The organism is Gluconobacter vitians (assembly GCF_015244565.1).
GTDB classification, from domain to species: Bacteria; Pseudomonadota; Alphaproteobacteria; order Acetobacterales; family Acetobacteraceae; genus Gluconobacter; species Gluconobacter vitians.
In genome coordinates, this window is the sequence record NZ_JABCQG010000006.1 from 61,176 (window position 1) to 83,547 (window position 22,372).

At 60.4% G+C, this 22,372-nt stretch carries 19 protein-coding genes; 11 read left to right on the forward strand and 8 right to left on the reverse strand.

What is annotated here, in order from left to right; all coding sequences use genetic code 11:
- Nucleotides 1-60 precede the first annotated feature (60 nt).
- The 9 genes from HKD24_RS06455 to HKD24_RS06495 all read left to right on the forward strand — a co-directional run bounded on the left by HKD24_RS06455 (nucleotide 61) and on the right by HKD24_RS06495 (nucleotide 10,025).
- On the forward strand, nucleotides 61-726 hold the full coding sequence (locus HKD24_RS06455; RefSeq protein ID WP_062511341.1) for an alpha/beta hydrolase: 666 nt from the start codon (nucleotides 61-63) through the stop codon (nucleotides 724-726).
- 118 nt (nucleotides 727-844) lie between these two features.
- Nucleotides 845-1,771 (forward strand): ABC transporter ATP-binding protein, encoded by a 927-nt coding sequence (locus HKD24_RS06460; protein WP_194259544.1) that lies wholly within the window; start codon nucleotides 845-847, stop codon nucleotides 1,769-1,771.
- Nucleotides 1,768-3,174 (forward strand): ABC transporter permease, encoded by a 1,407-nt coding sequence (locus HKD24_RS06465; protein WP_194259545.1) that lies wholly within the window; start codon nucleotides 1,768-1,770, stop codon nucleotides 3,172-3,174. Before HKD24_RS06460 ends, HKD24_RS06465 begins: the two co-directional genes overlap by 4 nt.
- 105 nt (nucleotides 3,175-3,279) lie before the next feature.
- On the forward strand, nucleotides 3,280-4,530 hold the full coding sequence (tyrS, locus tag HKD24_RS06470; RefSeq protein ID WP_194259546.1) for a tyrosine--tRNA ligase: 1,251 nt from the start codon (nucleotides 3,280-3,282) through the stop codon (nucleotides 4,528-4,530).
- 72 nt (nucleotides 4,531-4,602) lie between these two features.
- Nucleotides 4,603-5,190 carry a hypothetical protein gene (locus tag HKD24_RS06475; RefSeq protein WP_228124217.1) on the forward strand — a complete coding sequence of 196 codons (588 nt, stop codon included), beginning with the start codon at nucleotides 4,603-4,605 and terminating at the stop codon, nucleotides 5,188-5,190.
- Nucleotides 5,190-6,314, forward strand: a complete 1,125-nt coding sequence (locus HKD24_RS06480; protein WP_194259547.1) for a sensor histidine kinase — start codon at nucleotides 5,190-5,192, stop codon at nucleotides 6,312-6,314. The genes HKD24_RS06475 and HKD24_RS06480 overlap by 1 nt, the downstream gene beginning before the upstream one ends.
- The gene (locus HKD24_RS06485; protein ID WP_041111755.1) at nucleotides 6,311-6,916 is read left to right on the forward strand and encodes a response regulator transcription factor; all 606 of its coding nucleotides are present in this window, start codon (nucleotides 6,311-6,313) and stop codon (nucleotides 6,914-6,916) included. Before HKD24_RS06480 ends, HKD24_RS06485 begins: the two co-directional genes overlap by 4 nt.
- Before the next feature lie 94 nt (nucleotides 6,917-7,010).
- On the forward strand, nucleotides 7,011-7,433 hold the full coding sequence (locus HKD24_RS06490) for a J domain-containing protein (RefSeq protein ID WP_194259548.1): 423 nt from the start codon (nucleotides 7,011-7,013) through the stop codon (nucleotides 7,431-7,433).
- Between the two features lie 66 nt (nucleotides 7,434-7,499).
- Nucleotides 7,500-10,025, forward strand: a complete 2,526-nt coding sequence (locus tag HKD24_RS06495; RefSeq protein WP_194259549.1) for an excinuclease ABC subunit UvrA — start codon at nucleotides 7,500-7,502, stop codon at nucleotides 10,023-10,025.
- Here HKD24_RS06495 and HKD24_RS06500 read toward each other — a convergent pair.
- Genes HKD24_RS06500 through HKD24_RS06510 form a run of 3 tightly spaced genes read right to left on the reverse strand, consistent with a single transcriptional unit; the run spans nucleotide 10,010 to nucleotide 12,863 of the window.
- Entirely contained in the window at nucleotides 10,010-10,603 is a 594-nt protein-coding gene (locus HKD24_RS06500) for a LutC/YkgG family protein (RefSeq protein ID WP_194259550.1), read from the reverse strand. The two genes, HKD24_RS06495 and HKD24_RS06500, sit on opposite strands and share 16 nt — an antisense overlap.
- On the reverse strand, nucleotides 10,600-12,123 hold the full coding sequence (locus HKD24_RS06505; RefSeq protein WP_194259551.1) for a lactate utilization protein B: 1,524 nt from the start codon (nucleotides 12,121-12,123) through the stop codon (nucleotides 10,600-10,602). Before HKD24_RS06505 ends, HKD24_RS06500 begins: the two co-directional genes overlap by 4 nt.
- Nucleotides 12,120-12,863 carry a (Fe-S)-binding protein gene (locus HKD24_RS06510; protein ID WP_194259552.1) on the reverse strand — a complete coding sequence of 248 codons (744 nt, stop codon included), beginning with the start codon at nucleotides 12,861-12,863 and terminating at the stop codon, nucleotides 12,120-12,122. Before HKD24_RS06510 ends, HKD24_RS06505 begins: the two co-directional genes overlap by 4 nt.
- A 395-nt stretch (nucleotides 12,864-13,258) precedes the next feature.
- Here HKD24_RS06510 and HKD24_RS06515 point away from each other — a divergent pair, with 395 nt between their 5' ends.
- Nucleotides 13,259-15,628: a flagellin N-terminal helical domain-containing protein gene (locus HKD24_RS06515; protein ID WP_194259553.1), complete on the forward strand. Its 2,370-nt coding sequence runs from the start codon at nucleotides 13,259-13,261 to the stop codon at nucleotides 15,626-15,628.
- On the opposite strand, the gene HKD24_RS06520 is transcribed toward HKD24_RS06515, so the two are convergent.
- Genes HKD24_RS06520 through rpe form a run of 3 tightly spaced genes read right to left on the reverse strand, consistent with a single transcriptional unit; the run spans nucleotide 15,609 to nucleotide 19,100 of the window.
- A complete protein-coding gene (locus tag HKD24_RS06520; RefSeq protein WP_194259554.1) occupies nucleotides 15,609-16,754 on the reverse strand; it encodes a glycosyltransferase family 4 protein in 1,146 nt (381 codons plus the stop codon). The two genes, HKD24_RS06515 and HKD24_RS06520, sit on opposite strands and share 20 nt — an antisense overlap.
- Nucleotides 16,755-16,779: 25 nt before the next feature.
- The gene (locus HKD24_RS06525; RefSeq protein ID WP_194259555.1) at nucleotides 16,780-18,426 is read right to left on the reverse strand and encodes a heparinase II/III family protein; all 1,647 of its coding nucleotides are present in this window, start codon (nucleotides 18,424-18,426) and stop codon (nucleotides 16,780-16,782) included.
- The gene (rpe, locus tag HKD24_RS06530) at nucleotides 18,426-19,100 is read right to left on the reverse strand and encodes a ribulose-phosphate 3-epimerase (RefSeq protein ID WP_194259556.1); all 675 of its coding nucleotides are present in this window, start codon (nucleotides 19,098-19,100) and stop codon (nucleotides 18,426-18,428) included. The genes HKD24_RS06525 and rpe overlap by 1 nt, the downstream gene beginning before the upstream one ends.
- A 156-nt stretch (nucleotides 19,101-19,256) precedes the next feature.
- Here rpe and HKD24_RS06535 point away from each other — a divergent pair, with 156 nt between their 5' ends.
- Nucleotides 19,257-20,516 (forward strand): AGE family epimerase/isomerase, encoded by a 1,260-nt coding sequence (locus HKD24_RS06535; RefSeq protein WP_194259557.1) that lies wholly within the window; start codon nucleotides 19,257-19,259, stop codon nucleotides 20,514-20,516.
- A gap of 3 nt (nucleotides 20,517-20,519) precedes the next feature.
- On the opposite strand, the gene HKD24_RS06540 is transcribed toward HKD24_RS06535, so the two are convergent.
- Both HKD24_RS06540 and HKD24_RS06545 read right to left on the reverse strand, forming a co-directional pair.
- On the reverse strand, nucleotides 20,520-21,110 hold the full coding sequence (locus tag HKD24_RS06540) for a YdcF family protein (RefSeq protein WP_194259558.1): 591 nt from the start codon (nucleotides 21,108-21,110) through the stop codon (nucleotides 20,520-20,522).
- Nucleotides 21,110-22,348: an MFS transporter gene (locus HKD24_RS06545; protein ID WP_194259559.1), complete on the reverse strand. Its 1,239-nt coding sequence runs from the start codon at nucleotides 22,346-22,348 to the stop codon at nucleotides 21,110-21,112. The genes HKD24_RS06540 and HKD24_RS06545 overlap by 1 nt, the downstream gene beginning before the upstream one ends.
- Nucleotides 22,349-22,372: the final 24 nt, after the last annotated feature.

Below are 22,372 nucleotides of genomic sequence, written 5' to 3' on the forward strand. Positions count from 1 at the left end.
ATACACTGCGTCACCGGACGGCAGAGTTCCAATCCTGCCCGACACAGTGCGAGAGTATTCATGCCTGAAGTGATGTTCGCCGGCCCAGACGGCCGGCTTGAGGGTCGTTACCACCACTCCAGCGAACCCAACGCTCCGCTTGCCCTGGTGCTGCATCCCCATCCGCTCCACGGCGGCACCATGAACAACCGTATCACCTATACGATGTATCGCAGCTTCGAGAAGATGGGCTTCTCGGTGATGCGCTACAATTCGCGTGGCGTGGGCCGGTCCCAGGGCCGTTATGATGGTGGTATCGGCGAGATTTCCGATGCGGCGGCCGCCCTCGACTGGATGCAGATGGTCAATCCGAACTCCACCGAGCTGTGGATCTCGGGTTATTCCTTCGGCGCCTTCGTGGGTATGCAGCTCCTGATGCGCCGCCCCGAGATCAGCGGCTGGATCAGCGTGGCCCCGCCGGCCAATGACTACGATTTCGGCTTTCTGGCCCCCTGCCCCTGCGGTGGCCTGATGATTGCCGGCGGCAAGGACGAACTGGCTCCCGAGCCGGGCATCCGCAAGCTGGTGGACAAGCTGAACACCCAGAAGAACGTGACCGTCGACTATCGCATTTTCGAAGACGCCGACCATATCTTCGCCAAACAGGCCGACCGGGTTGCCGAAGCCCTCGAAGACCACGTGAACACGATGCGTGGCCGCAAGGCTCTGGCACTGGCTGCCGACTGATCCGGGACATTCCGCCCCGTCAGACATTTTCAAAAAGGCTCTCCCTTCCGGAGAGCCTTTTTGATTCCGCCTTTCGTCTCCCTTGCTCCGTCCAGACAAATATGTAACCGGATATTTCATGCAAGACCGAAACATTCCGTCCCATGGTGCTCCATTTTCCCTGCCTGTCGAGGTCTCGCACCTCACCAAGAGCTTTGGCAGCTTCACGGCGCTGGATGACGTGTCCTTCTCGATCGCACAGGGCGAGACCGTGGCCCTGCTGGGGCGCAACGGGGCAGGCAAGTCCACGCTGATCGGATGCCTCATGGGTTTCCTGCTCGCGGATGGTGGCAATATCGACATCTTCGGTCACAGCATCGCTTCCCTGCCGCGTGAAATCCGCGCCCGCACAGGGTTCGTACCCCAGACGATGACCGGTTTTGGCACGTTCCGCGTCGCCCAGCTCATGGATTATATCGCCGCGTTCTACGGCGAGCTGCCTCCTGTCGATCCGACCCTGATGGCCTGGGCGGATCTCGATCCGAGAAAAATGGTCCGCTCCCTCTCCGGCGGGCAGAAACAGCGTCTGGCCATTGTGCTGGCCATGCGTCACAACCCCGAGTTTCTGGTTCTGGACGAACCCGTCGCCAGCCTGGACCCACATGCCCGGCGCGACTTCATGAACCTGCTCGACAGCTATACGCAGCGGACAGGCGCCAGCATCCTGATCTCGTCGCATATCCTGTCCGATCTCGAACGCCTGTGCTCCCGCCTGCTCTTTGTCCGGCAGGGTCGCGTCGTGCTTGACGTGCCGACCGAGACCTTCCGGGCCACGACCCGCTGGCTCGAACATCTCACGCCCGATCAGGTCCTCGCGGCGCTTCCAGCCGATATCCAGATCCTCGGCCAACGCCCTGACGCCCTGCTGGTCCATGGCTGGACCGAAGACCTCGCACTCCCCAATGGGACTCAGACGGTCGTTCCGGATTTCGAGGACGCCTTTCTGGAAATCACAGCACCCCGCACGGCCCGAGCAGAGGCGGAAACACCGGACGCTGCAGCATGAACAGCTTCCTGCCCTCCGGCGCACTGGAACGCAGCGACATGCTCCGCGCGCTGCGCCTGTATGGGACGCGCGCCTTTTTTGTCGGCAATCCCATGATCTTCACGGCGGGGATTTTCATCCTGCTGGCAGTCATGACGGCACACGAGTTGCATACGGCCCTCCTGACACAAAGTCTGGAAACGGCCCTCAAGCATTCCTCCATCCTGAATGCAGCTCTTGCTGCGACCTTCCTTCAGAGCTGCCTGCAGATCCATGCCGGCAACCAGATCGGAGCCTCCCAGGCCCCGGCCGTTCCCGGCCTGCTTCACGCCGAAGCACGCGCGGCGGCCCTAATGTCCATGGTCGTCCTCGTCGCATTGTCGGGCCTGCTGGCCTGGAGCGGCGTGCCGCTGCATGACACACTGTTCTACACGCTGCTCAATACGGTCCCATCCGTCGCCCAGTGGTATGCACCGCCGCAGCAGAGTTCGCGTCGTCTCAAAGCCATCACGACCCTGACCGGCTTCGCGCTGCTGCTCGGTCTGATGCTCCTGACCTTTACAACCGACTTCCCTCTCTGGGCCCTGACACGTCCGGCCATCCTGACTGTTCCGTCCGACATCGCCATGATGGGCCTGCTGACAGCCGCCATCATGACGCTGCCGAACCGTCTGCATTCCCCGGCCATGATGAGCCCTACGGACGGCATGACTGCCCCGGCAGCGGCTTTCCCGACACCAGACACCACGCCCCGCCTCGTGCCGCACGACCTGAGTTTCTATCAGCTGCGGCAGATGCTTCTCGCTCCCGCCTCTCCCACCACCCTGAAAAACGATCTGCTGATCAGCCTGTTCATGCCGGCCTGCGCCGTCATGATCATGGCAAGCCTGCCATTGGGGCATGGCGGTTTCGGCACCCGTATTGCGCATCTGACGCCCGGCATGACCATCCTGATCGCCCTGCAGGACGGATGGATCAGAACCCGGACACACTGGCCCCTGCTTCTGACGACCGGCCGTTTCGGCAGCCGGCTGGATTTTGTCCGTGCGGTTTTCACTGCCAAGGCCAGCAGGGTTCTCATGACAGCCCCGCTCCGGACCGTCAGCCTCATGCTGCCCATCACCCTTTTCAGACCGCTCGCGCCCACACATGCCCTGCTGGATGGCGCGGAACTCCTGATTGCCACGCTTGGCGTGACATTCTGCGGCTCGCTGCCTTTCCTCGTCATGAAACAGCCGCCCCAGAATCTGGTCGTCGCACTCAGCCTCGCGCCCGCCTTCATATTACAGCTCTGCAACCCGTTTATCCTCGGCGCGCGCATTTTCGGCCCGATCGCCCTGGGCATCGCGGCACTGGGCGCCGTGTGCTTCTTTCTTGTTCCGCCGCGGCTTGCGCGGGCTGACTGGCCTTACGAGACCGAATGACCCTCGTTCCGCCCACATGGCCGCTCCCGGAGTTTCCGCTCCCGCGCCGGTCATGCTAGGGTCCGCGTCCTTTCCTTCCCTGTAGCAGCGTAGCAAGACCGACCCATGCCAAAGAGTCCGTTCCTCCTCGAAGCCCAGGCCCGCGGCCTGATCTTCCAGTGCACCGACCTCGACGCCCTCGACGAGGCCATGCTGGCCGGACCGATCACCGCCTATGTGGGTTTTGACCCCACCGCGGACTCCCTGCATGTCGGCAATGCACTCTCCATCATGGCACTCCGCCTGCTCCAAAAGCACGGCCATCGCCCGATCGCCCTGATGGGCGGCGGCACGGCCAAGATCGGCGATCCGTCCTTCCGCGACGAGGCCCGCTCCCTCATCACGAACGAGACGATCGCGCACAACATCGCCGGGATCGAAAAATCCCTGCGCCAGTTCATCACTTTCAGCGATGAAGACCCGTCCAGCGGCGCCATCCTCGCCAACAATGCCGACTGGCTGGACAAGTTGTCCTACATCAACCTGCTGCAGGATGTGGGCGTGCATTTCTCGGTCAGCCGGATGCTGGGTTTCGACAGCGTGCGCCAGCGTCTGGAACGCGAGCAGGGCCTGACCTTTCTGGAGTTCAACTACTCCATCCTCCAGTCCTATGATTTCCGCGAACTGAACCGCCGCCACGGCGCCGTCCTGCAGATGGGCGGCTCGGACCAATGGGGCAACATCGTCTCCGGCATTGATCTGACCCGTCGCACGGACGGCAAGCAGATCTTCGGCCTGACCACTCCGCTCGTCACCACGTCCTCGGGCGCCAAGATGGGCAAGTCCGCCAAGGGCGCCACCTGGGTTCGTCCGGAGAAACTGCCAGCCTTCGAATACTGGCAGTTCTGGCGCAATACCGAGGACGCCGATGTCGGCCGCTTCCTCAAGTTCTTCACGGATCTTCCCGTTGAGGAATGTGAGCGTCTGGGCGCGCTCGAAGGCTCGGAGATCAACGAGGCCAAGAAGATCCTCGCGACCGAAGCCACCGCCATCTGCCACGGCCGCGCTGCCGCCGAAGAAGCAGCCGAAACAGCCCGCCGTGTCTTCGAACAGGGCTCCACACAGGCTGCCCTGCCGGAAATCGACCTGCCTGCCAACCTGATTGCCGAAGGCCTGCCCGCTTTCCGCGTCTTTCAGGAAGCCGGCCTTGCCGCCAGTGGCGGTGAGGCCCGCCGCCTGATCCGTGGTGGTGGCGGTCGCATCAACAATGTGGTGGTCTCGGACGAAAACCAGACCTTCACGCTTGATGATCTGCGGGACGGTGTTCTGAAGGTTTCGTCCGGCAAGAAGAAGCACATCCTGCTTCGTCCGGTCTGAACCCCGTCATGACCGATGTCATCCGCGGCATCTGACACTGCACCCTGTTTTTCTCCGCTGGAAGAGGCAGCCTTGTCACGGGGCGCCCCCGATGGAGATGCAGCGCGGATGATGACGGAGCGGAAAAACTGGCGTGGCCTGCTGACCGACTGTGCAGGTCTGGCCTTCGCGGCTCTCTGGGCCGCACGCGGCGCACAGGCAGCCACGCTTCCCATCCCCCTGACCGCTGCAATCCTCACCGTCCCGACGACCCTTCTCGTCCTGGGCTTCATCCGGCGCGACCTTGTGCTCCGACATCCCGAAATCTCCCTTGACCCGAAACTGACGCGCCGCATCAAGATCCTGCGTTTCGTGGGGATTTTCATCGCCGCATCATGGACACATGCCCATCACCGGGTGGACCTGTTCTATCCGCTTCTCGGAGCCATCATCGGCCTGTCCTACATTCCGCTGGGCCGCGCCCTGAGAGAACCGGTCCATATCGTCATGGGGGGCGCCATCGTCCTGATTTCCGGCCTTTCCATGCTCCTGCCCGAACCGCACCACCTTGAAGTCGCGGGTTTCGGCACAGCCATCGCCATCTGGGCCGGAAGCGCCATGCGCCTGTGGCGTTCCGGCGTGTTCTTGACCCCGGGCATGTCCTCAACCACCCTCACCTGATGGCCACAGATTCCCTCTCCCGCCATCTGGCGGACCGCAAAACGCCGTGGCCCCATTTCAACCAGTATCTGGTGGCCTATCTGAGCTACCTGCTGTTTTATCCGGTCCCCTGGCTGCTGGGCTATCACCGTCCCACGCTTGCCGGCGTCCTGTTCTCCACGGCCGCCATGCTGGTTTTCCTGCTGGTCTATTTCGCGCCCTACCGGAAAGATCGGTATTACGGCTACGGCGAAATCATCCTGACCGACCTGATCGGCTATGCCTGTGCCTGGACGCATGGCGACTGGGAGGTCTACTGCATTTTCGCCGCCGGAATGTGCGCTCGCCTGCCCGGAAAGCGGCAGTCCATCACAATGGTCATCCTGCTGCAGGTCGTCCTGATCATCTCCGGGCATTTCCGCCATAAAACCACGCTGGAAGTCATTCCCAGCGCCTTTTTCAGCATCATCACCTATATGGGCACGCTGGTGCAGTGGCAGCTCGGCATCCGCAATTTCGAGCTTCGCGAAGCCCAGAATGAGATCCGCACTCTCGCCACGACTGCCGAGCGCGAACGCATTGCCCGTGATCTGCATGATCTTCTCGGCCATTCCCTGACGGTCATTTCCGTAAAAGCCGAACTGGCCGACCGGCTGTTTTCGAGCGATACCGCCCGGGCGAGACAGGAACTCACCGAGATCAGCCAGATCGCCCGCACCTCCCTGCGCGAAGTCCGGGACGCCGTCTCCGGCATGAACGGCGCGTCCCTGCAACGCGAACTGGACCGTGCCCGCAAGGCCCTGAACACGGCGGGCATCACGCTTGTTCTGAACAGCCCCGGACCAGCCGCCGATCAGCCGCAGAACAGCGTGCTCGCCCTGGCCCTGCGCGAAGCCGTCACGAATGTCATCCGTCATTCCGACGCCCGGACCTGTACCCTGACCTTCCAGCAGAACGCGGAAGGCCATATTCACACCTTCACCCTCGAAGACGACGGCCCGCTCCAGGCCCCACAACCAGCCCGCAGCATCGTCGAAGGCAACGGCCTGCGCGGCATGCGCGCCCGGCTTGCCGCCTCAGGCGGTACGCTGACCCTTTCCCCCCAGCCCCAGGGCTTCAAGCTGACTGCAACGACACTCCCATGATCCGCCTCATCCTCGCCGAAGACCAGACCATGCTCCTCGATGCGTTCGAGGCCCTGCTGCAACTCGAAGACGACATCAAAATCGTCGGACGGGCGACGGACGGGCGCGAGGCGCTCGACCTGATCCGCGAACACCGCCCCGATGTCGTCCTGACCGATATCGAAATGCCCCACGTCACCGGCATCGAGCTTGCGGAAAAGATCCTTCAGGAAGGCCTACCCAGCCGCGTGATGATCGTAACGACCTTCGGCCGCTCCGGCTATCTGCGCCGCGCGCTTCAGGCCGGCGTGCGCGGCTACATGCTCAAGGACGCACCCATCACGCAGCTTGCCGCCGCCATCCGCAAGGTCGCGGCAGGCGGCCGGGCCATCGCACCCGACCTGGCCGAAGCCGTCTGGGACGCCCTGCCCGACCCGCTCTCCGAACGCGAACGCGCCATGCTCCGCCTCGCCGAAGCAGGACGCACCAACCGCGAAATCGCCGAGGAACTGTCCCTCTCTTCCGGCACGGTCCGCAACTACTTCTCGGAAATCGTGCAGAAACTCGATGCCCGCAACCGCATCGAGGCCGGACGGATCGCCCGGGCGAATGGCTGGCTCTGAGACAGACAGGAAGACCAGCCCGCTAATGAAGGCTCTCCCTGAAGTTTGCCCGGTCATGATAGGATAGCCTGCAACTACTGGCGAAAGACTTTTCATGCATCTTCTCGCGCTCATCGGGGCAGCGTTTCTGGTCTACTGGGTCCTGAGCCATCTGGGACTTGTCTTCGGCCTCATTTTTGTTTTCGCCAAATTCATCATTCTCGCGCTTGGGGCCCTGGTCCTGCTGGGCCTCGTGATGCAGATGATCTCGGGAAAGAAGGATGCGGAAGGCCCCGATCAGAAAACAGCGGGCACTCCTTTCGAAGAGCCTCCTGCGGACCGGACATGGTTCGAAGTCCTCGGGGTCAGCGAGTTCGCGTCACCCGACGAAATCAAACGCGCCTATCGCGATCTGATCCGCCAGTACCATCCGGACAAAGTCAGCGCGATGGGCGAGAAAATCCGCGAACTGGCCATGCGCGAGACACAACTTATCAACGCCGCTTTTCAGGAAGCACGCCTCAGCCGCGGCTTCTGAAGCGTGGTTTGTGTACTCTGATGTCTGACGGGTCTACACTCCTGCGGACATCATCAGGAGTGCACCATGTCCCAGACGCCCTCGCCCCATGAGATGATCCGCGTCAGAGGGGCGCGGGAACACAATCTGGAAAACGTGGATGTGGACCTGCCACGCGACAAGCTTGTCGTCGTCACCGGCGTCTCCGGGTCCGGCAAATCCTCGCTGGCCTTCGGGACGATCTATGCCGAGGCCCAGCGACGCTATCTGGAGTCCGTCTCCCCCTATGCCAGGCGCCTGTTCGATCAGATGCCGGTTCCGGTCGTGGCCTCCATCGACGGACTGCCGCCCGCCGTCGCGCTTCAGCAGCAGCGCGGCGGAAGCAGCAGCCGCTCCAGCGTCGGCAGCCTGACGACGCTCTCGAACCTGCTGCGGATGCTCTATTCCCGCGCCGGCACCTATCCGCCCGACCTGTCACGGCTGGAAGCGGAGTCCTTTTCCCCCAACACACCCATGGGCGCCTGCCCGAAATGTCACGGGCTGGGGCGTATCTATGACGTCACGGAAAAGACGCTCGTCCCCGATGACAGCCTGAGCATCCGCGACCGCGCCGTCGCAGCGTGGCCCACGGCATGGCAGGGGCAGAACTTCCGCGACATTCTCATCACCAGGGGCGTGGATGTAGACTGCCCCTGGCGCGACCTGCCGAAAAAGACGCGGGACTGGATCCTCTTTACCGAGGAAACGCCGACCGAACCCGTCTATCCGGGAGGCACCCACGCTCAGGTCGTAGACGCCATCAAACGCGGCATCCCGGCCGATTACAACGGCACATTCAGCGGTGCACGGCGCTACGTCCTGCACACCTTCACGCAGTCGCAGAGCGAGAAGATGCGTAAACGTGCGGCATCCTTCATGGTCTCCGCACCCTGCCCGGTCTGTCATGGCCAGCGCCTGAATCCCGATGCCCTGCGTGTGACCTTCGACGGGCTGAACATCGCCGACTTCTCAAGCCGCACGCTCGAAGACATCGCCGCCTCACTCCGCACATCCGCCCAAACCCTTGCGAACGGAAAAGACGCCACGGCCGTAGCCGCACGCGGCATGGTCGAAGCCATGATCGAGCGCATCGACGTGCTGCTGGATCTGGGTCTGGGCTATCTCCAGCTCGACCGCGGCGTGCAGACACTCTCGCCCGGCGAATACCAGCGTCTGCGGCTCGGCACCCAGATCCGCTCGAACCTGTTTGGCGTGGTCTATGTGCTGGACGAACCCAGTTCCGGCCTGCATCCCGCTGACACGCAGGCCCTTCTGCGGGCCTTGGACGGACTGCGCGATGCGGGCAATTCGCTGATCGTGGTCGAGCATAATCCGGACGTCATCCGCCGCGCGGAATGGCTGGTGGATGTCGGCCCGGATGCTGGCGAACGGGGTGGCCGCATTCTCTATAGCGGCCTACCAGACGGACTGCGGGACGTGAAGGAGTCCCGTACACGCCCCTATCTGTTCGGCACGGTCCAGCCCCGCACCACACCGGTTCGCAAGCCGACCGGCACGCTGGAACTGACCGATATCTGCTGGAACAATCTGGACCACCTGGCCCTGACACTCCCGCTCGGAGTGCTGGTCTCGGTGACGGGGGTTTCAGGCTCCGGAAAATCCAGTCTCGTCGGACAAGCGCTCGTCTCCATCATGGCCCGCACTCTCGGCCAGAAAGTGGACATCGAACCCGACGACGACAGCACGGATGATGCCCCGCCCCCCGAACATCGCGAGCCCAAAGGGAACGTTTCGGGCGGAACAGGACCGATCAAACGCATGGTCATGATCGACCAGAAGCCGATCGGACGGACCCCGCGTTCCAATCCCGCCACCTATACCGGCCTGTTCGACACGATCCGCCGCCTGTTTGCCGAAACGCCGGAAGCAAAGAAACGCCGTTTCGATGCCGGATGGTTCTCCTTCAACGTCGCCAAGGGAAGGTGTCCGCGCTGTGAAGGCGTAGGGACGGTGGATGTGGAGCTTCTGTTCCTGCCGACAGTGCAGACGCCCTGTCCCGTCTGCCACGGCAGTCGCTACAAACCCGAAGTTCTGGAAGTCCTGTGGAACGGGCACAGCATTGCAGACGTGCTCGGCCTGAGCATCGACGATGCCTGTGACGTCTTCGCGGATGTACCTGTTCTGGCACGCGGCTTCGACACCCTGCGTCGCGGCGGGCTGGGCTATCTCCGGCTCGGACAGCCCGCCACCGAACTGTCAGGCGGCGAAGCGCAGCGTATCAAGCTTGCAACCGAGCTTCAGAAACAGCGCAACGGACACATCCTCTATGTCTTGGATGAACCCACGACCGGCCTGCATCCCGCCGATGTGGACCGCCTGATGCTCCAGCTTCAGGCGCTGGTCGATCAGGGCAATACGGTCGTTCTGGCCGAGCACGACATGCGCGTGGCAGCGGCCAGTGACTGGATCATCGATCTCGGCCCCGGTGCAGGACGCAAGGGCGGCCGGATCGTGGCATCAGGAACGCCGGAAGATGTTGCGGCCTCGGAACACAGCGTCACCGCCCCGTTCCTCCGCCGCTACGTTTACCCCGGATCTCAGGACGCCGGGTGAAACAGCACGCTCAGCGAGCGCACACCCTGCGCACCATGCACGAGCACGCCCTCAATATCCGCCGTCGCTGACGGACCGCTCTGGAACACGGCATAATGCGCCTGCGTCCATTCGGGGCGCTGGTAGGCATTGTGCAGGTTGTAGACGATCTGCGCCGGGTCCAGCAGGATGATCAGATGCTGCGGCAGAAAGCCCGTCGTGTTCACGAGAAGCTGCTTTTCCGTGAAGCACAGCGATCCCGTCTCAGCCACGCCAAATGCCGCGCGCAGAACGGCATATTCAACCGGCGCAATATCCGTTGGCTTCGTCTGCGGGGTGACCTTCATGTCCCCTTCGAATTCCGGCACGCAGGACAGGACAGGCCCTGCCTTGACGATGGCCTGCCGCACCGGAGCCATTGGATCTGCGGCATCGGGCGTCAGCAGTTTACCACCCATGCGCTCCAGAGATTTCTGGAATAGTTCTTTCAGATCCGCAGGCGCGGCCTGATCGAAGAGCGGCACGTTCGGGCGCGCACGATCACCCTGGATATGATTTTTCCGGATTGCCTCCAGAATGGCTTCGCGTGATCCGCTCATGATTTTCCCCCTTCGGCCTGCTGTTTCCGGTTTTTGCGATACCATTCATTGAACGTCTGTTTGGGCGTCTCCGGAATGTCGCGCTTGCGGCCCCAGGTATTGAGCTTGTTGTACAGCATGAAATGCGGAAGATGCCGCAATGCACTGCGCCCCAGTGGCAGGCTCGCGCGATAGACCACCGGCGACGCCAGAACCTCACCAGCCGCCTTCATCATGACCTTCTTGACCGGCGAGATTTCCCCCTCGCCCGCCAGCGTCTTGCGCCAGTCGGCAATCTGCTCGTGAATGTTGATCTTCACCGGACAGACATTGGTGCAACTGCCGTTCAGCGTCGAGGAATATGGCAGATTGCGGTATTTGTGGACGTTGAAGGTCGGATCAATGATCAGCCCGATTGGACCGGCATAGGTCGCGCCGTAGCTCAGCCCGCCACTGCGGCGGAAAACCGGACAGGTATTCATGCACGCGCCACAACGGATGCATTTTAGCCCCGGCCAGAACTTCTCCATTCCAAGCCGCGCGGAGCGTCCGTTGTCCACGAGGACGACATGCATCTCGCCACCCTCACGCGGGCCGCGGAAATGCGACGTGTACTGCGTGATCGGAGAGCCCAGCGCACTGCGCGACAGCAACCGGACAAACACAGCCAGATCATCCAGTCCGGGGATCAGCTTCTCGATCCCGATGGATGCGATATGCAGCGGCGGCGTATTGGCGGAGAGATCCGCATTGCCCTCATTGGTGCAGACAACGAACGTGCCCGTCTCCGCGACCACGAAATTGCCACCCGTCATGCCGGCCTGCGCCGACAGGATCAGCGGGCGCGTGGCTTCACGCTGACATTCCGTCAGATAATGCGCATCCGCGTTGTCGGGATCGGAGCCGATCGTCTTTGCAAAAACACCGGCCACATCGGTCCGCAGCTTGTGCACGGCGGGCACGACCACATGGCTGGGCGCTTCGTCATCAAGCTGCTGGATCCGTTCCCCCAGATCCGTCTCGATGACTTCGACATTGTTCTCGGCCATGAAGTGACGGAAACCACATTCCTCCGTCAGCATGGACTTGCTCTTGATCAGCCGTTCCACGCCCTTCTTGCGCAGAATATCAAGAACAATGGCATTATGCTCGGCGCCATCCTTCGCCCAATGGACCTTGATCCCGTTGGCCGTGGCATTCTTTTCAAACAGCTCAAGATAATAATCGAGTTTGGAGAGCGTGTGTTCCTTGATGCCCGAAGCCAGGTCCCTCAGCTCTTCCCATTCCTCAATGCCGTGCATTTCCTTGTCGCGCTTCTGACGGAGGTCCCACAGACGCGCATCATGCATGGCTTCATGCTCGGTCGCGGCAATAAAGCGGTTTGCCGCTTCGGACTGGTCGATCGGCCGGTTGCCATGAACCTTGGCACCGCGGGGCTGGGGTTCCGAAATCCGCGACTTCAGAGGCCGGGAGGATGCCGCACCGTGATCCAGCTGATCGGCATTCGGATCGGTCAGTTCTTCATGCAGTTCGGCAGTCATGCGCGTGCTCCATTCAGGATCTGGGCAATGTGGATGTATTTGAGATTGGCACCCATCCGCCGTGCACAGCCTTCCTGATGCATCATGCAGGAACTGTCGGAGGACGTGACATATTCCGCCCCGGATTTCAGCTGATCCGTGACCTTGTCCTGACCCATCTTGGCCGAGACGCCTTCTTCAAACACCGAGAACGTCCCGCCAAAGCCGCAGCATTCGTCAGGCCGCGTCAGATCGGCGAACTCAATGCCCTTGACCATCTTCAGGAGCGCTTTTGGCTTGGAAAACGGCTCCTCACGGCGCTCGGTCATGCTCGCGATCCGCAGATTCCGCAGCGTGTTGCAGTTGTTGTGAAGTGCAACACGATGCGGAAACTCGGCCCAGGGAAAAGCATCGACCTTCAGGACATCATGCAGGAACTCAACCAGTTCATAGGTCCGGCTGCGGACATGTTTGACGGCGTCGCTCTGCTCAATGGCCGTCATATTGTGGCGGACCTGGTTTGTGCAGCTTCCGGACGGCGTGACGATGTAATCGTATTTTTCGAAATTGCGGACGAACAGTTCTTCCGTCTTGGCCGCTTCACGCTCACAGCCCGTATTGGTCATGGGCTGTCCACAGCATGTCTGGTCAACGGGATATTCAACGGACAGCCCGAAGCGCTCCAGCAGTTCCAGAGTCGCAATTCCTGTCTCAGGGTGAAACATGTCCACGTAACATGGAACAAACAGACCGACCTTCATGGGAATACCTTTGTCTTAATCGTATCGTGCGGCAACAGTTTCATAAAATTAACGCAGAAACAAAAGACAAGTTTACGGGAGAATCAAAGTCACCGTAAAAAGAGTATTTTAGTCCTGATAATAATACCAAAAAATAATAGTGAATTGCAGGAGATCATCTCATTCGATTTGAGATAATGATTTCCGATCATAAGTATTTTCCTGGATTTATTCAGTAAATATTTATGGATTTCAGATTCGATTCTCAGAAAAATCTCTGTTTTCATGATGTTCTTGGAAAATTTCTTCCAATATACCGTCAGAATCAAAAAACGCGTTTTTCTTCTCATTAACGAAAAATTATAAAGCCACTGACACTATCGACACATCTTTTGCTCTCTGAGAGATGTCGATCTGTGCTTAGTGTAAATAATGCCTCTGTCCTCTCCGGACTTCAGGTCCTGTCCCAGACCACTACAGCCCTGAACAAGGCGGAAACCGAGGTCTCGACCGGAAAAGCCGTATCGACTGCGTCAGACAATCCCGCAGTCTATTCGATTGCCAATACCATGCAGGCACAATCCTCCGCGCTAACCGGCATCTCACAGGGGTTGAATGTCCTTGGCCAGGTTGTTCAGACCGCCAGCGCCCAGGGGACACTCATCAACAATGTCCTGACATCCATTGCCGCCAATATCAGCGAAGGACAGAATACCGGCATTGACAGCAGCACCGTCAACACCCGGATTTCCATGGCGCTGAACGAAATCGACTCGATGGCCTCATCCGCCACGTTCAATGGCGTCAACCTTCTGGCAGGCGGCCTTGTAAACGGTGTGACCTCCAATACCGTCTCCACGTCTCTGGATGTCTATGGAGGGTCTCTCAAGGTTGCGGGACACAATGCCACTTCAACCGGTCTTGGTCTGTCAGGCCTTAACGTGGATCAGGCCGGGGTCACCCTGCCTTTTGATTCTGAAGCGCTGGTCACGGCAGGACCCGCGACCACCACTCTGACACTGAACAACATCGCTCAGGCCACCAATACGGGAACAGCCCAGAATCCCGCGGTCCAGTACCAGTTCGTTGCTGAAGAAGCCGATACCGGAACCAACAATCCGGGCACTTCCACACTGGCCAATATCAATGCCGCCATCGGTACCGGCTCGGACCTGAAATGGGACCCGACAACAGGAGACCTGACGTCCGGAAGCAACACCGTCATTACTTCCCAGTACACCGATCCGAACGGGGTAAAGCTTTACAAGCTGAGTTCCGGTGCAGCCATTCAGGTCTCTCAGGGCAGCAACGGCGATCCTGTCTATACACTGAGTTCGACATTCGATGCGCTCGGCAACTCCACGGCCCAGACGGTCATCACGCCTGTTTCGATTGATACGTCCGGCGCCGGAAAAATGGACGACAAGACCATTTCCGATACGTTCATCGCGGCTATTTCCGGGCAGGGTTTTCACGTTGACCGAAGCAGCACAGACGGTGCACTGACCATCAGCGGCGGGAACATCTACGCTCCGGCTTCGTCTTCCAGCCCGGATGTTTCGGCCCTGACGAATGCCATCAATACCGCGCCTCTCTCAGGATCGGTCGTCCCTGTGGAAACCGATACCAAAACCATTCCGGTTCCCCTGACAGACGAGAACGGGCACCTGGTTTATGACAGTGACGGAAACGTCGAATCCACCAGCACTACAGAATCTTTTATTTCCACCTATGGGCAGCAGGTCAGCCTGACGACAGCCCAGGCCAGTCTTGCCGATCCCTTTGCAACGCAGATGGACTTCAACACGAAGGGTCAATCAGTCGGATTAGATGGTTATCAGCTTGTTCTGAACCAGACGACCACTGACGGGACACTATCCAGTTCAAAAACAATCGGCCGCAGTATTCAGAACCTGACCGACAGCACTCCTGAAATCACCATTGATCCCACGACCGGGCACGTAACGCCCTCGAAAATCATTTTACAAAGCAGCGCAGGAACCGTTTTCCAGATCTCGACGACGGCTTCTGGCAATCCCATGTATGTCAGCCTCGGAGTAGACGGAACAACAGGGAACATGACCTATTCGGTTTCGGCATCTTCCGAGTTTCCCCAGGGGGAAACGAACAATATCGTGGCCGTAAACGTCACACCCGATATGACTTCATCAGCGACCTATCAGAACAGCCTTCTTACACCGATTGTCACCGCCCTGAAGTCAGCAGGCATCACGACGAACGGAAGCGGCATCGATGCAGGCACACTCTCCATTGTCGCGAGCGGATCAAAAATCGCCGGGTCTGTTCCGTCCGGTGCAGTTACGGCAGATGACGGCACCCCTGTCTGGGCAACACCGGGCACACCTTATGCTTTGAGCAATCTGCACAATAATGGTTCATATACCGCCTTTCCTGTCTATAGCTCCCAGTCACCGAATTCCTCTCTGCTTGCAGCAGACAGCAGGAATTTTTCCGGAGATACGATCGCTGGCCAGCAGACCAGCGGCTATGATGTTGCCATCGGGGCCGTAACCGCCGCCATTTCGAAAATGACGTCCATCAATGCATCGCTCGGAAACAGTGCAAATCTCATCACGCAGGTGACGAAAAATACTGCTGCCCAGCAGGATGCCATCACAACAGGAATATCCGCACTGACAGATGCCGATCTGGCAAAGGAAAGTGTCCTGCTTCTTTCAGCCCAGACCAAGCAGCAACTCGCCGTACAGTCCCTTTCGATCATGGACGGCCAGTCCTCGATGATTCTCAAACTTTTCCAGAGTTAAAAGACTTTCGGGAGAAAGCCTTTTCCATAAGTTCTACAACATGTCGGAGGATGTGGCTTTCATCATATGCCTCAAGCGCAATCTGCCTTCCGGCACGTCCCATTGCCTTCCGCAGCGCAGTGTCCTGCACAAGAACCCGCAGGGCCCGCGCAAGCGGTGCAGACAAGCCTGGGGAGACAAGAAAACCCGTCTTTCCGTTTACCACCTGCTCTCTCGGGCCCCGGACATCCGTCGCCACAACCGGCAGTCCGGTCAGCATCGCCTCGATGACTGACATCGGCAGCCCTTCGAAATGGCTGGGGAGCACAAACACATCCGCTGCCTTCAGAAGGTCAGGCACGTCTTCACGATAGCCGAGCATTCGCAGTCGTGGCCCCAGACGCTCCCGCGCACGCTCGAAGGCTGCCGTCAGATCCGCGCCATGATCCGAAGGCAGACGTTCCCCGACAACCCAGAGCTCGGCCTCAGGCACATCTTCCATTGCACGCAGCAGTTCGGGATGCCCCTTGTGCCGCACCAGACGCGACACCACGATCACCACCAGCCGGTCTTCCGACACCCCCAACTCCCTGCGCAACCGGGCACGCGTCTCTGCATCGGGATGATAGCGCTTGGGATCACGACCGTTGCCAATGGCTATGGGGGTGCGGTTCAGGTGCAGCCGACGTGCATCCCGCGCCTCTTCGTGCGAGACCGTCATGTACAGGTCCGTAATCCGTCCCGCCGCCCATTCCAGAACCAGGGAGAGCAGTCGGCGGCGCCATGATCCGGGCTGGTTAAACAGGAAGCCGTGGCAGGTATAGGCCACGATCCGCACGCCGCAGAGCCGCGCGGCAAAACGCGCCAGGATGCCGCTAATCGGCATATGACCATGCACCAGATCCGGCTTCTCCTGCCGGATCAGCCGGATCAGAGCCATGAATGCCCGGTACTGTGCCACTGGCGACAGCGACCGCGCCATCGGGACACCATGTACCGTAAAGCCCTCGGCCCGCACTGGCTCCAGATGTGCCCCTTCCGCGCAGGCTCCCTGAACGTCGTGACCAGCCTCACGCAATTCCCGCATCAACGGCAACAGGAACTGCCTGAGCGCAAAATCCACGTTGGTGATTTCAAGGATCTTCACGCCAGCACCCCCGATACGGAATTGCCTATTCCGGAATGCGTTCGAGAAGCCATGTCACACTCTGATGGGTCCGTTTTCCCGATTTTGGCGCCGCTGGTTTCTCCTGCTCACTTTTCTCTTCCGCAGGAACAGTGTCGGGGACCGGCAGAGGCGTGATGATGATCTGGCGGCAGACTTCACGCTTTCCACGCCCCAGATAAACATCGTTTTCCAGCCGCACGACACCGTCACGCTGCCTGAAACGCCAGATCGTCCCGCCAACCTGAAGGATGATGTCCTCGTCATCCTGCGTCACTTTCACATCCGGATGAATGTGAAAACGGATGGCAAAATCAATGTTGCGTTCGCCGTCTATCAGTTCCTGCCCGCGCAGATCCTCGCCATCCGAGCCGAAATACAGACGTCGGGTCCATTTCGCTCCAAGCGGGGCATGATAGCCATCATGCGACAGATCCAGCCAGTGCGCGGAACCGTCCGTCTGATGATCGCAGGAGACCGTGACCGGCCGGCGCGTCATGCCACCATCCGGTCCGAAATCCGCGGAAGACAGACCATCAGCCACAAGCACCGTATGGGCGGCGCTGCACCGCATCGCGTCGCGCCAGGCACCAACCACGGCACTCCCGCAATTGACGAACAGCCGGTGACGCTGATGCGAAAACTCGAAGGACAGGGTCCCGGCATGCGCCATGCTGTCGAAACCGGCCGGAGCCGGTGGCCCGCTATCCACGATCAGCAGCGATTTACCAAGCGCCAGTCGGGTGAATTTTCCCTGCGGCATGGATGGCGCAATCAGCTTCTGTCGTGAACCCTGCGCCAGAACATCTTCCACGGCCGCGCTATGCCGTTCATTCGCTCCGTTGAAAAGCGCCAGTCCACCATCCCCATGGCGCATCGCCCGCAGAACGGGACAGACTTTGTCCAGAGCCCGGTCGATAAAGGGCGGCACACTTGCATGGGCGGTACGGAACATAACGGACATTTCTGCCAGTTCACGCGCTACAAGGAACTGAGCCTCGGGACTACGCTCGATGACCGTGCCGTCCGCCAGAATAAGACGTTCCAACTCGGCAGGCAGATAGCGCAGAAAACGGGACATGAAGCCCGTATGCTCCGGCATTGCCATGGCTGCGGCCAGCAGGCCCCGGAACGCCATCAGCCCGCGCGCACCCTGTGGCGACAGCGGCAGGAGCGCTGCAATGGTCCGCCCCTCGACCAGCATCCGTTCCATCAAACGCTGTTGAAGACGCGGATCGGCAGAGGCCAGGCAGAACTCGTGGTTCGACAGCCATGATGCCAGACGGGACCCGGTGACACAGGCATCCCGGACCAGCGGATCGGTTGGCGGATGCGCCAGCCAGTCACTGACGAGCGCCCGCGCGGTCAGACGAGCCTTGTCACTCCCGAGCGCCCGCAGATCCCGCAGCCAGCTGAAGCCGTGCAGCCATTCCCGCACCGGCTCCGGCCAAGGGCCACGTTCCCAGTTGCCCTTTGGAAGCGTATAATCCTGCCGATCAAAGCGGAAATGCTCCGCGATGAGGCGAGCACCCTGCTCCGGTTCTCCCTTCCAGGGATCACGGAACGCATGCACGGGCCCTTCCGAGGCAGGTCCCCCGAACGGCAGACGGGCAAGCGAAAGACGGAGACCACGAAGCCAGCGACTGCCTGTCATCAGGTCGTGTGATCCACGAACGGTCCTTCGAGCGCCCTGATCGCGGCATCACGGTCCTCTTTTCCGAAAACTGCCGAGCCCGCAACCAGCATGGTCGCTCCGGCGTCCACAACCCGCGGAGCCGTGCGCGGATCAATCCCGCCATCCACAGCCAGAACAATGTCACGACCGCTCTCACGGATCATCTCGGCAAGTGTCCGGATCTTGGACAGCTGGCTATCAAGGAAGCTCTGTCCGCCAAAACCCGGGTTCACGGTCATGACCAGGATGATGTCTACCAGATCCATGACTTCCGACAGCGCCACGGCCGGCGTCGCCGGACAGATCGCCACACCGGGACGGCATCCCAGCGCACGGATGGTCTGAAGCGAGCGGTGCAGATGGGGCGCGTTCTCGACATGGACCGTGATGTGATCGGCACCCGCTTTGGCCGTCGCTTCCAGATACGGATCCACCGGATCGATCATCAGATGGACGTCGAATTTCGCGTCCGTATGCTTGCGCAGAGCCGCAATGACCGGAGGGCCGAACGAAATATTCGGCACGAAATGCCCGTCCATCACATCAAGATGAAGCCAGGACGCGCGCGCAATGGAGGCGATCTCTTCCCCGAGGCGGGAAAAGTCAGCAGCCAGAAGGCTGGGAGCGACGATGATCGAGGGACGGTCAGTCATACTCTCATGTATCGGCAAACCCATCGCGCGACGCAAGCCACATCCGCATCCGTGCGCATCTTCGTGAGGATCATGTCTATGCGCCCCTCCTCCCGGAACCCCCGGGCGCCTGAAACGTCCTGATGCCCACATCTGCCGACCTGCCCGGAGCGCCTCATGACCGATCGCCTTTCACCCACCCTGCTCAGCCGCGACAGCTGGATCCGCCGCCCCTCCCATCGGGCCTGGCTGGAAATGCAGGGCCGTCGCCTTCTGGATTTCAGCAAGGGCGGGTGCATTGACGGCGGTTTTACCGGACTGGATCTGGAAGGCACGCTGCCTGAAAACGCAAAACCCGAAGCCACGCTGACCGCCCGCTGCGTCCACGCCTATGCCGTGGCCGAGCTGCAGGGACTGCCCGGAAGCGCACCACTTGTTACACACGGGATTCACGCCCTGCGCACCAATTTCCGCGATGAGACGCATGGGGGCTGGCAGCATTTCGCAGACAAGGACAATGACCGCAAACAGGCCTATCTGCATGCGTTCGTAGCCCTCGCAGCCTCCTCTGCTGTCCTGATCGGAGCAGAAGGCGCGGGCGACCTGCTCAAGGATGCGATCGAGCAGATCGAAACCCATTTCTGGAGCGAAGACGAAGGCGTCATGCGCGAAAGCTTTGCCCCCGACTGGTCGGACGAGGAAGACTATCGCGGCGCCAACAGCAACATGCATTCCACCGAGGCCTTCATGGCACTCGCGGACGTTACCGGCGACGTGAAATGGCTGCATCGTGCCCGGCGCATCGTTACACGCTTCGTGCATGAACTGGCAGCGGCAGAAGGGTTTGCCATGCCTGAGCATTTCAACCGTAACTGGGTACTCCTGCGCGATTTTAACAGCGACAAACCCAATGATGACCTGCGCCCTTACGGCATGACGCCGGGACATTTCGTGGAATGGTCACATCTGACCCTGAAGCTCGAAGCTGCTCTCCTGCGCCATGGACTCGAGACGCCGGAGTGGATGCTGCATGACGCCCAGGCCCTGTTCGAAACCGGGATGAACACTGGCTGGAACGCCGATGGTCGACCGGGCATGCTCTACACCATCAACTGGGAACATGGCCCGCATAACCGCAGCCGCATCCACTGGGCACAGGCCGAAGCCCTGACAGCCGCCATCAATCTCTACAAACGGACCGGCAATCCCCATTACGAGCACTGGTACCGCATGATCTGGGATTATATCGACACGACCCTGATCGACCGCGATTTCGGAAGCTGGTTCAATGAAGTCAGCCCCGAAGGCGAACCCACCGAGACGATCTACAAGGGCAAAGGCGACCTGTACCACGCCTATCAGGCCACACTCGCCCCGATGATGCCGCTTGCGCCGTCCCTTGCAACAGCCATCGAACAGATCGGCGTCCCTTACTGATCGCTAACCCGGCGGCGCTTTCGTCAGGATATAGACCGGAAGCGCCACAGAATCCCGGAACAGATACCAGAGTTCCGCTGGCCGGAACCGGGATGGCGCCGCGCCCGAAACTGGTGCCACACCAACGCGGCGCAACGCCCATTCCGCGCGCAGCACATGAAACCACTGCGTGACCACAATGGCACCGTCAGGCCGCATTTGGGCAACATGCAGCGCCGTCAGCCAGGTATTATTTCCGTGCGAGTCCACGATGATGGTAGAAGCCGGGACACCACGCATCCTCAACCAGTCTGCCATGATCCGGGCCTCGTCCTGATGATTACCGCTCTCGATCGCACCGCTGACCATGACGGTTCGGACAAGACCGGCACGCCATAGTCGCAGGCCCTCTTCCAGCCGTTCCTGCAGCGCCGGGCGCGGTTCGCCTTTGCTGGTCACTGCCGTACCGAAAATCACGGCCATCTCGGAGCGCACCGACACGGCCGAGAAACCCCGAACCGCCACAAATCCCATCCAGGCCAGCAGCAATCCACCCAGCACCAGCCCCGCAGTCAATCCTCTCACGACCGCCCGCTGCCAGAACTTCCTGAACATCAGGAGGCATTCTCCTGCCCGGTACGCAACCGGTGCAGGTAAAGCAGCGCCACTCCCGCCGCGAGAATGCCGGACAGAGATCCCACACCCAGAGCCCAGCGGGGCCCAAAGGAGTTTGCGATCATTCCCACCAGAGGGGCGCCCAGCGGCGAAGATCCGGCAAAGACGGCAAACCGGATCGACACCACACGCCCGCGCATGCCCGGATCCGTCGCCAGCTGCATGTAGCTATTGCTCACCGCTGTAAAGGTCAGGGATGCCATGCCCGCCATGACCAGTGCGACCGCAAAGGCCCAGTAACCCGGCGAAAGCGCCCCCAGGAGACAGGCAAGACTGAACACCACCGCCCCTTGCGGCAGGGCAGAAAATTTCATGGTTTTGCGACTGGCTGCAAACAGCGCCCCCGTAATTGTGCCGACTGCCATGGCGGAATTGAGAACGCCGTAACCATGCGCCCCGACGTGAAAAACGCTGACCGCCATGGTCGAAATATAGATCGGGAAATTGAGCCCGAACGCCCCGAGCAGAAACAGCATGAACAGGATGGTTCGCAGGTCATCGCGCTTCCAGACGTAGCGCACGCCCGTCAGCAGGTCCTGTTTTTCCTGATGTGCGTTTTCCGGTTTTGCGGGTGCGAGGCGATGCAGATCCTGTATCCGCAAAGACAGGAGTGACATCAGCACGCCATAAAATGAAAGCCCGTTCAGGATGAACGACCATCCCGAACCCAGCTCCGCAATACAGAACCCTGCCACCGCCGGCCCGATCATGCGCCCGGCATTGTAGGAGACGGAATTGAGCGCCACAGCATTGGCCAGATCTTCCTCACCGACGAGTTCGCCTGCAAAGATCTGCCGCACAGGACTGTCAAACGCTGCGACGCACCCGCTCAGAAACGCAAACAGGTCCACTTCCCACAGCCGGACCATACCCGTCACTACCAGAACTCCGAGCGCAATAGCCAGGGTTCCTAACGCTGCCTGCGTCAGCAGCAGAAAGCGATGTTTTTCAACCCTGTCGGCAATTTTGCCGGTCCAGAGAATCAACAGAAGCGGCGGCGCCAGCTGAAGCGCCATAACAATGCCTACAGCCGTCGCATCATGCCGGGTCAGTTCTGTCAGAACCAGCCAGTCCTGCGTCGTCATCTGCATCCAGGTCCCGATATTCGAAACCAGAGCACCCATCGCCCAGATACGGTAGTTACGCCTCCCCAGAGACCGGAAGGCCTGCCCCATCATGGGCGATACCCGTCATTCAGGACA

Excerpts from the sequence above, each read along its gene's own strand:
- HKD24_RS06460 (WP_194259544.1), top strand. The coding sequence starts at position 845 with ATGCAAGACCGAAACATTCCGTCCCATGGTGCTCCATTTTCCCTGCCT.
- HKD24_RS06535 (WP_194259557.1), top strand. The coding sequence starts at position 19,257 with ATGACCGATCGCCTTTCACCCACCCTGCTCAGCCGCGACAGCTGGATC.
- tyrS (WP_194259546.1), top strand. The coding sequence starts at position 3,280 with ATGCCAAAGAGTCCGTTCCTCCTCGAAGCCCAGGCCCGCGGCCTGATC.
- HKD24_RS06490 (WP_194259548.1), top strand. The coding sequence starts at position 7,011 with ATGCATCTTCTCGCGCTCATCGGGGCAGCGTTTCTGGTCTACTGGGTC.
- HKD24_RS06510 (WP_194259552.1), bottom strand. The coding sequence starts at position 12,863 with ATGAAGGTCGGTCTGTTTGTTCCATGTTACGTGGACATGTTTCACCCT.
- HKD24_RS06485 (WP_041111755.1), top strand. The coding sequence starts at position 6,311 with ATGATCCGCCTCATCCTCGCCGAAGACCAGACCATGCTCCTCGATGCG.
- HKD24_RS06525 (WP_194259555.1), bottom strand. The coding sequence starts at position 18,426 with ATGACAGGCAGTCGCTGGCTTCGTGGTCTCCGTCTTTCGCTTGCCCGT.
- HKD24_RS06465 (WP_194259545.1), top strand. The coding sequence starts at position 1,768 with ATGAACAGCTTCCTGCCCTCCGGCGCACTGGAACGCAGCGACATGCTC.
- rpe (WP_194259556.1), bottom strand. The coding sequence starts at position 19,100 with ATGACTGACCGTCCCTCGATCATCGTCGCTCCCAGCCTTCTGGCTGCT.
- HKD24_RS06540 (WP_194259558.1), bottom strand. The coding sequence starts at position 21,110 with ATGTTCAGGAAGTTCTGGCAGCGGGCGGTCGTGAGAGGATTGACTGCG.
- HKD24_RS06495 (WP_194259549.1), top strand. The coding sequence starts at position 7,500 with ATGTCCCAGACGCCCTCGCCCCATGAGATGATCCGCGTCAGAGGGGCG.
- HKD24_RS06500 (WP_194259550.1), bottom strand. The coding sequence starts at position 10,603 with ATGAGCGGATCACGCGAAGCCATTCTGGAGGCAATCCGGAAAAATCAT.
- HKD24_RS06455 (WP_062511341.1), top strand. The coding sequence starts at position 61 with ATGCCTGAAGTGATGTTCGCCGGCCCAGACGGCCGGCTTGAGGGTCGT.
- HKD24_RS06505 (WP_194259551.1), bottom strand. The coding sequence starts at position 12,123 with ATGACTGCCGAACTGCATGAAGAACTGACCGATCCGAATGCCGATCAG.
- HKD24_RS06480 (WP_194259547.1), top strand. The coding sequence starts at position 5,190 with ATGGCCACAGATTCCCTCTCCCGCCATCTGGCGGACCGCAAAACGCCG.
- HKD24_RS06545 (WP_194259559.1), bottom strand. The coding sequence starts at position 22,348 with ATGATGGGGCAGGCCTTCCGGTCTCTGGGGAGGCGTAACTACCGTATC.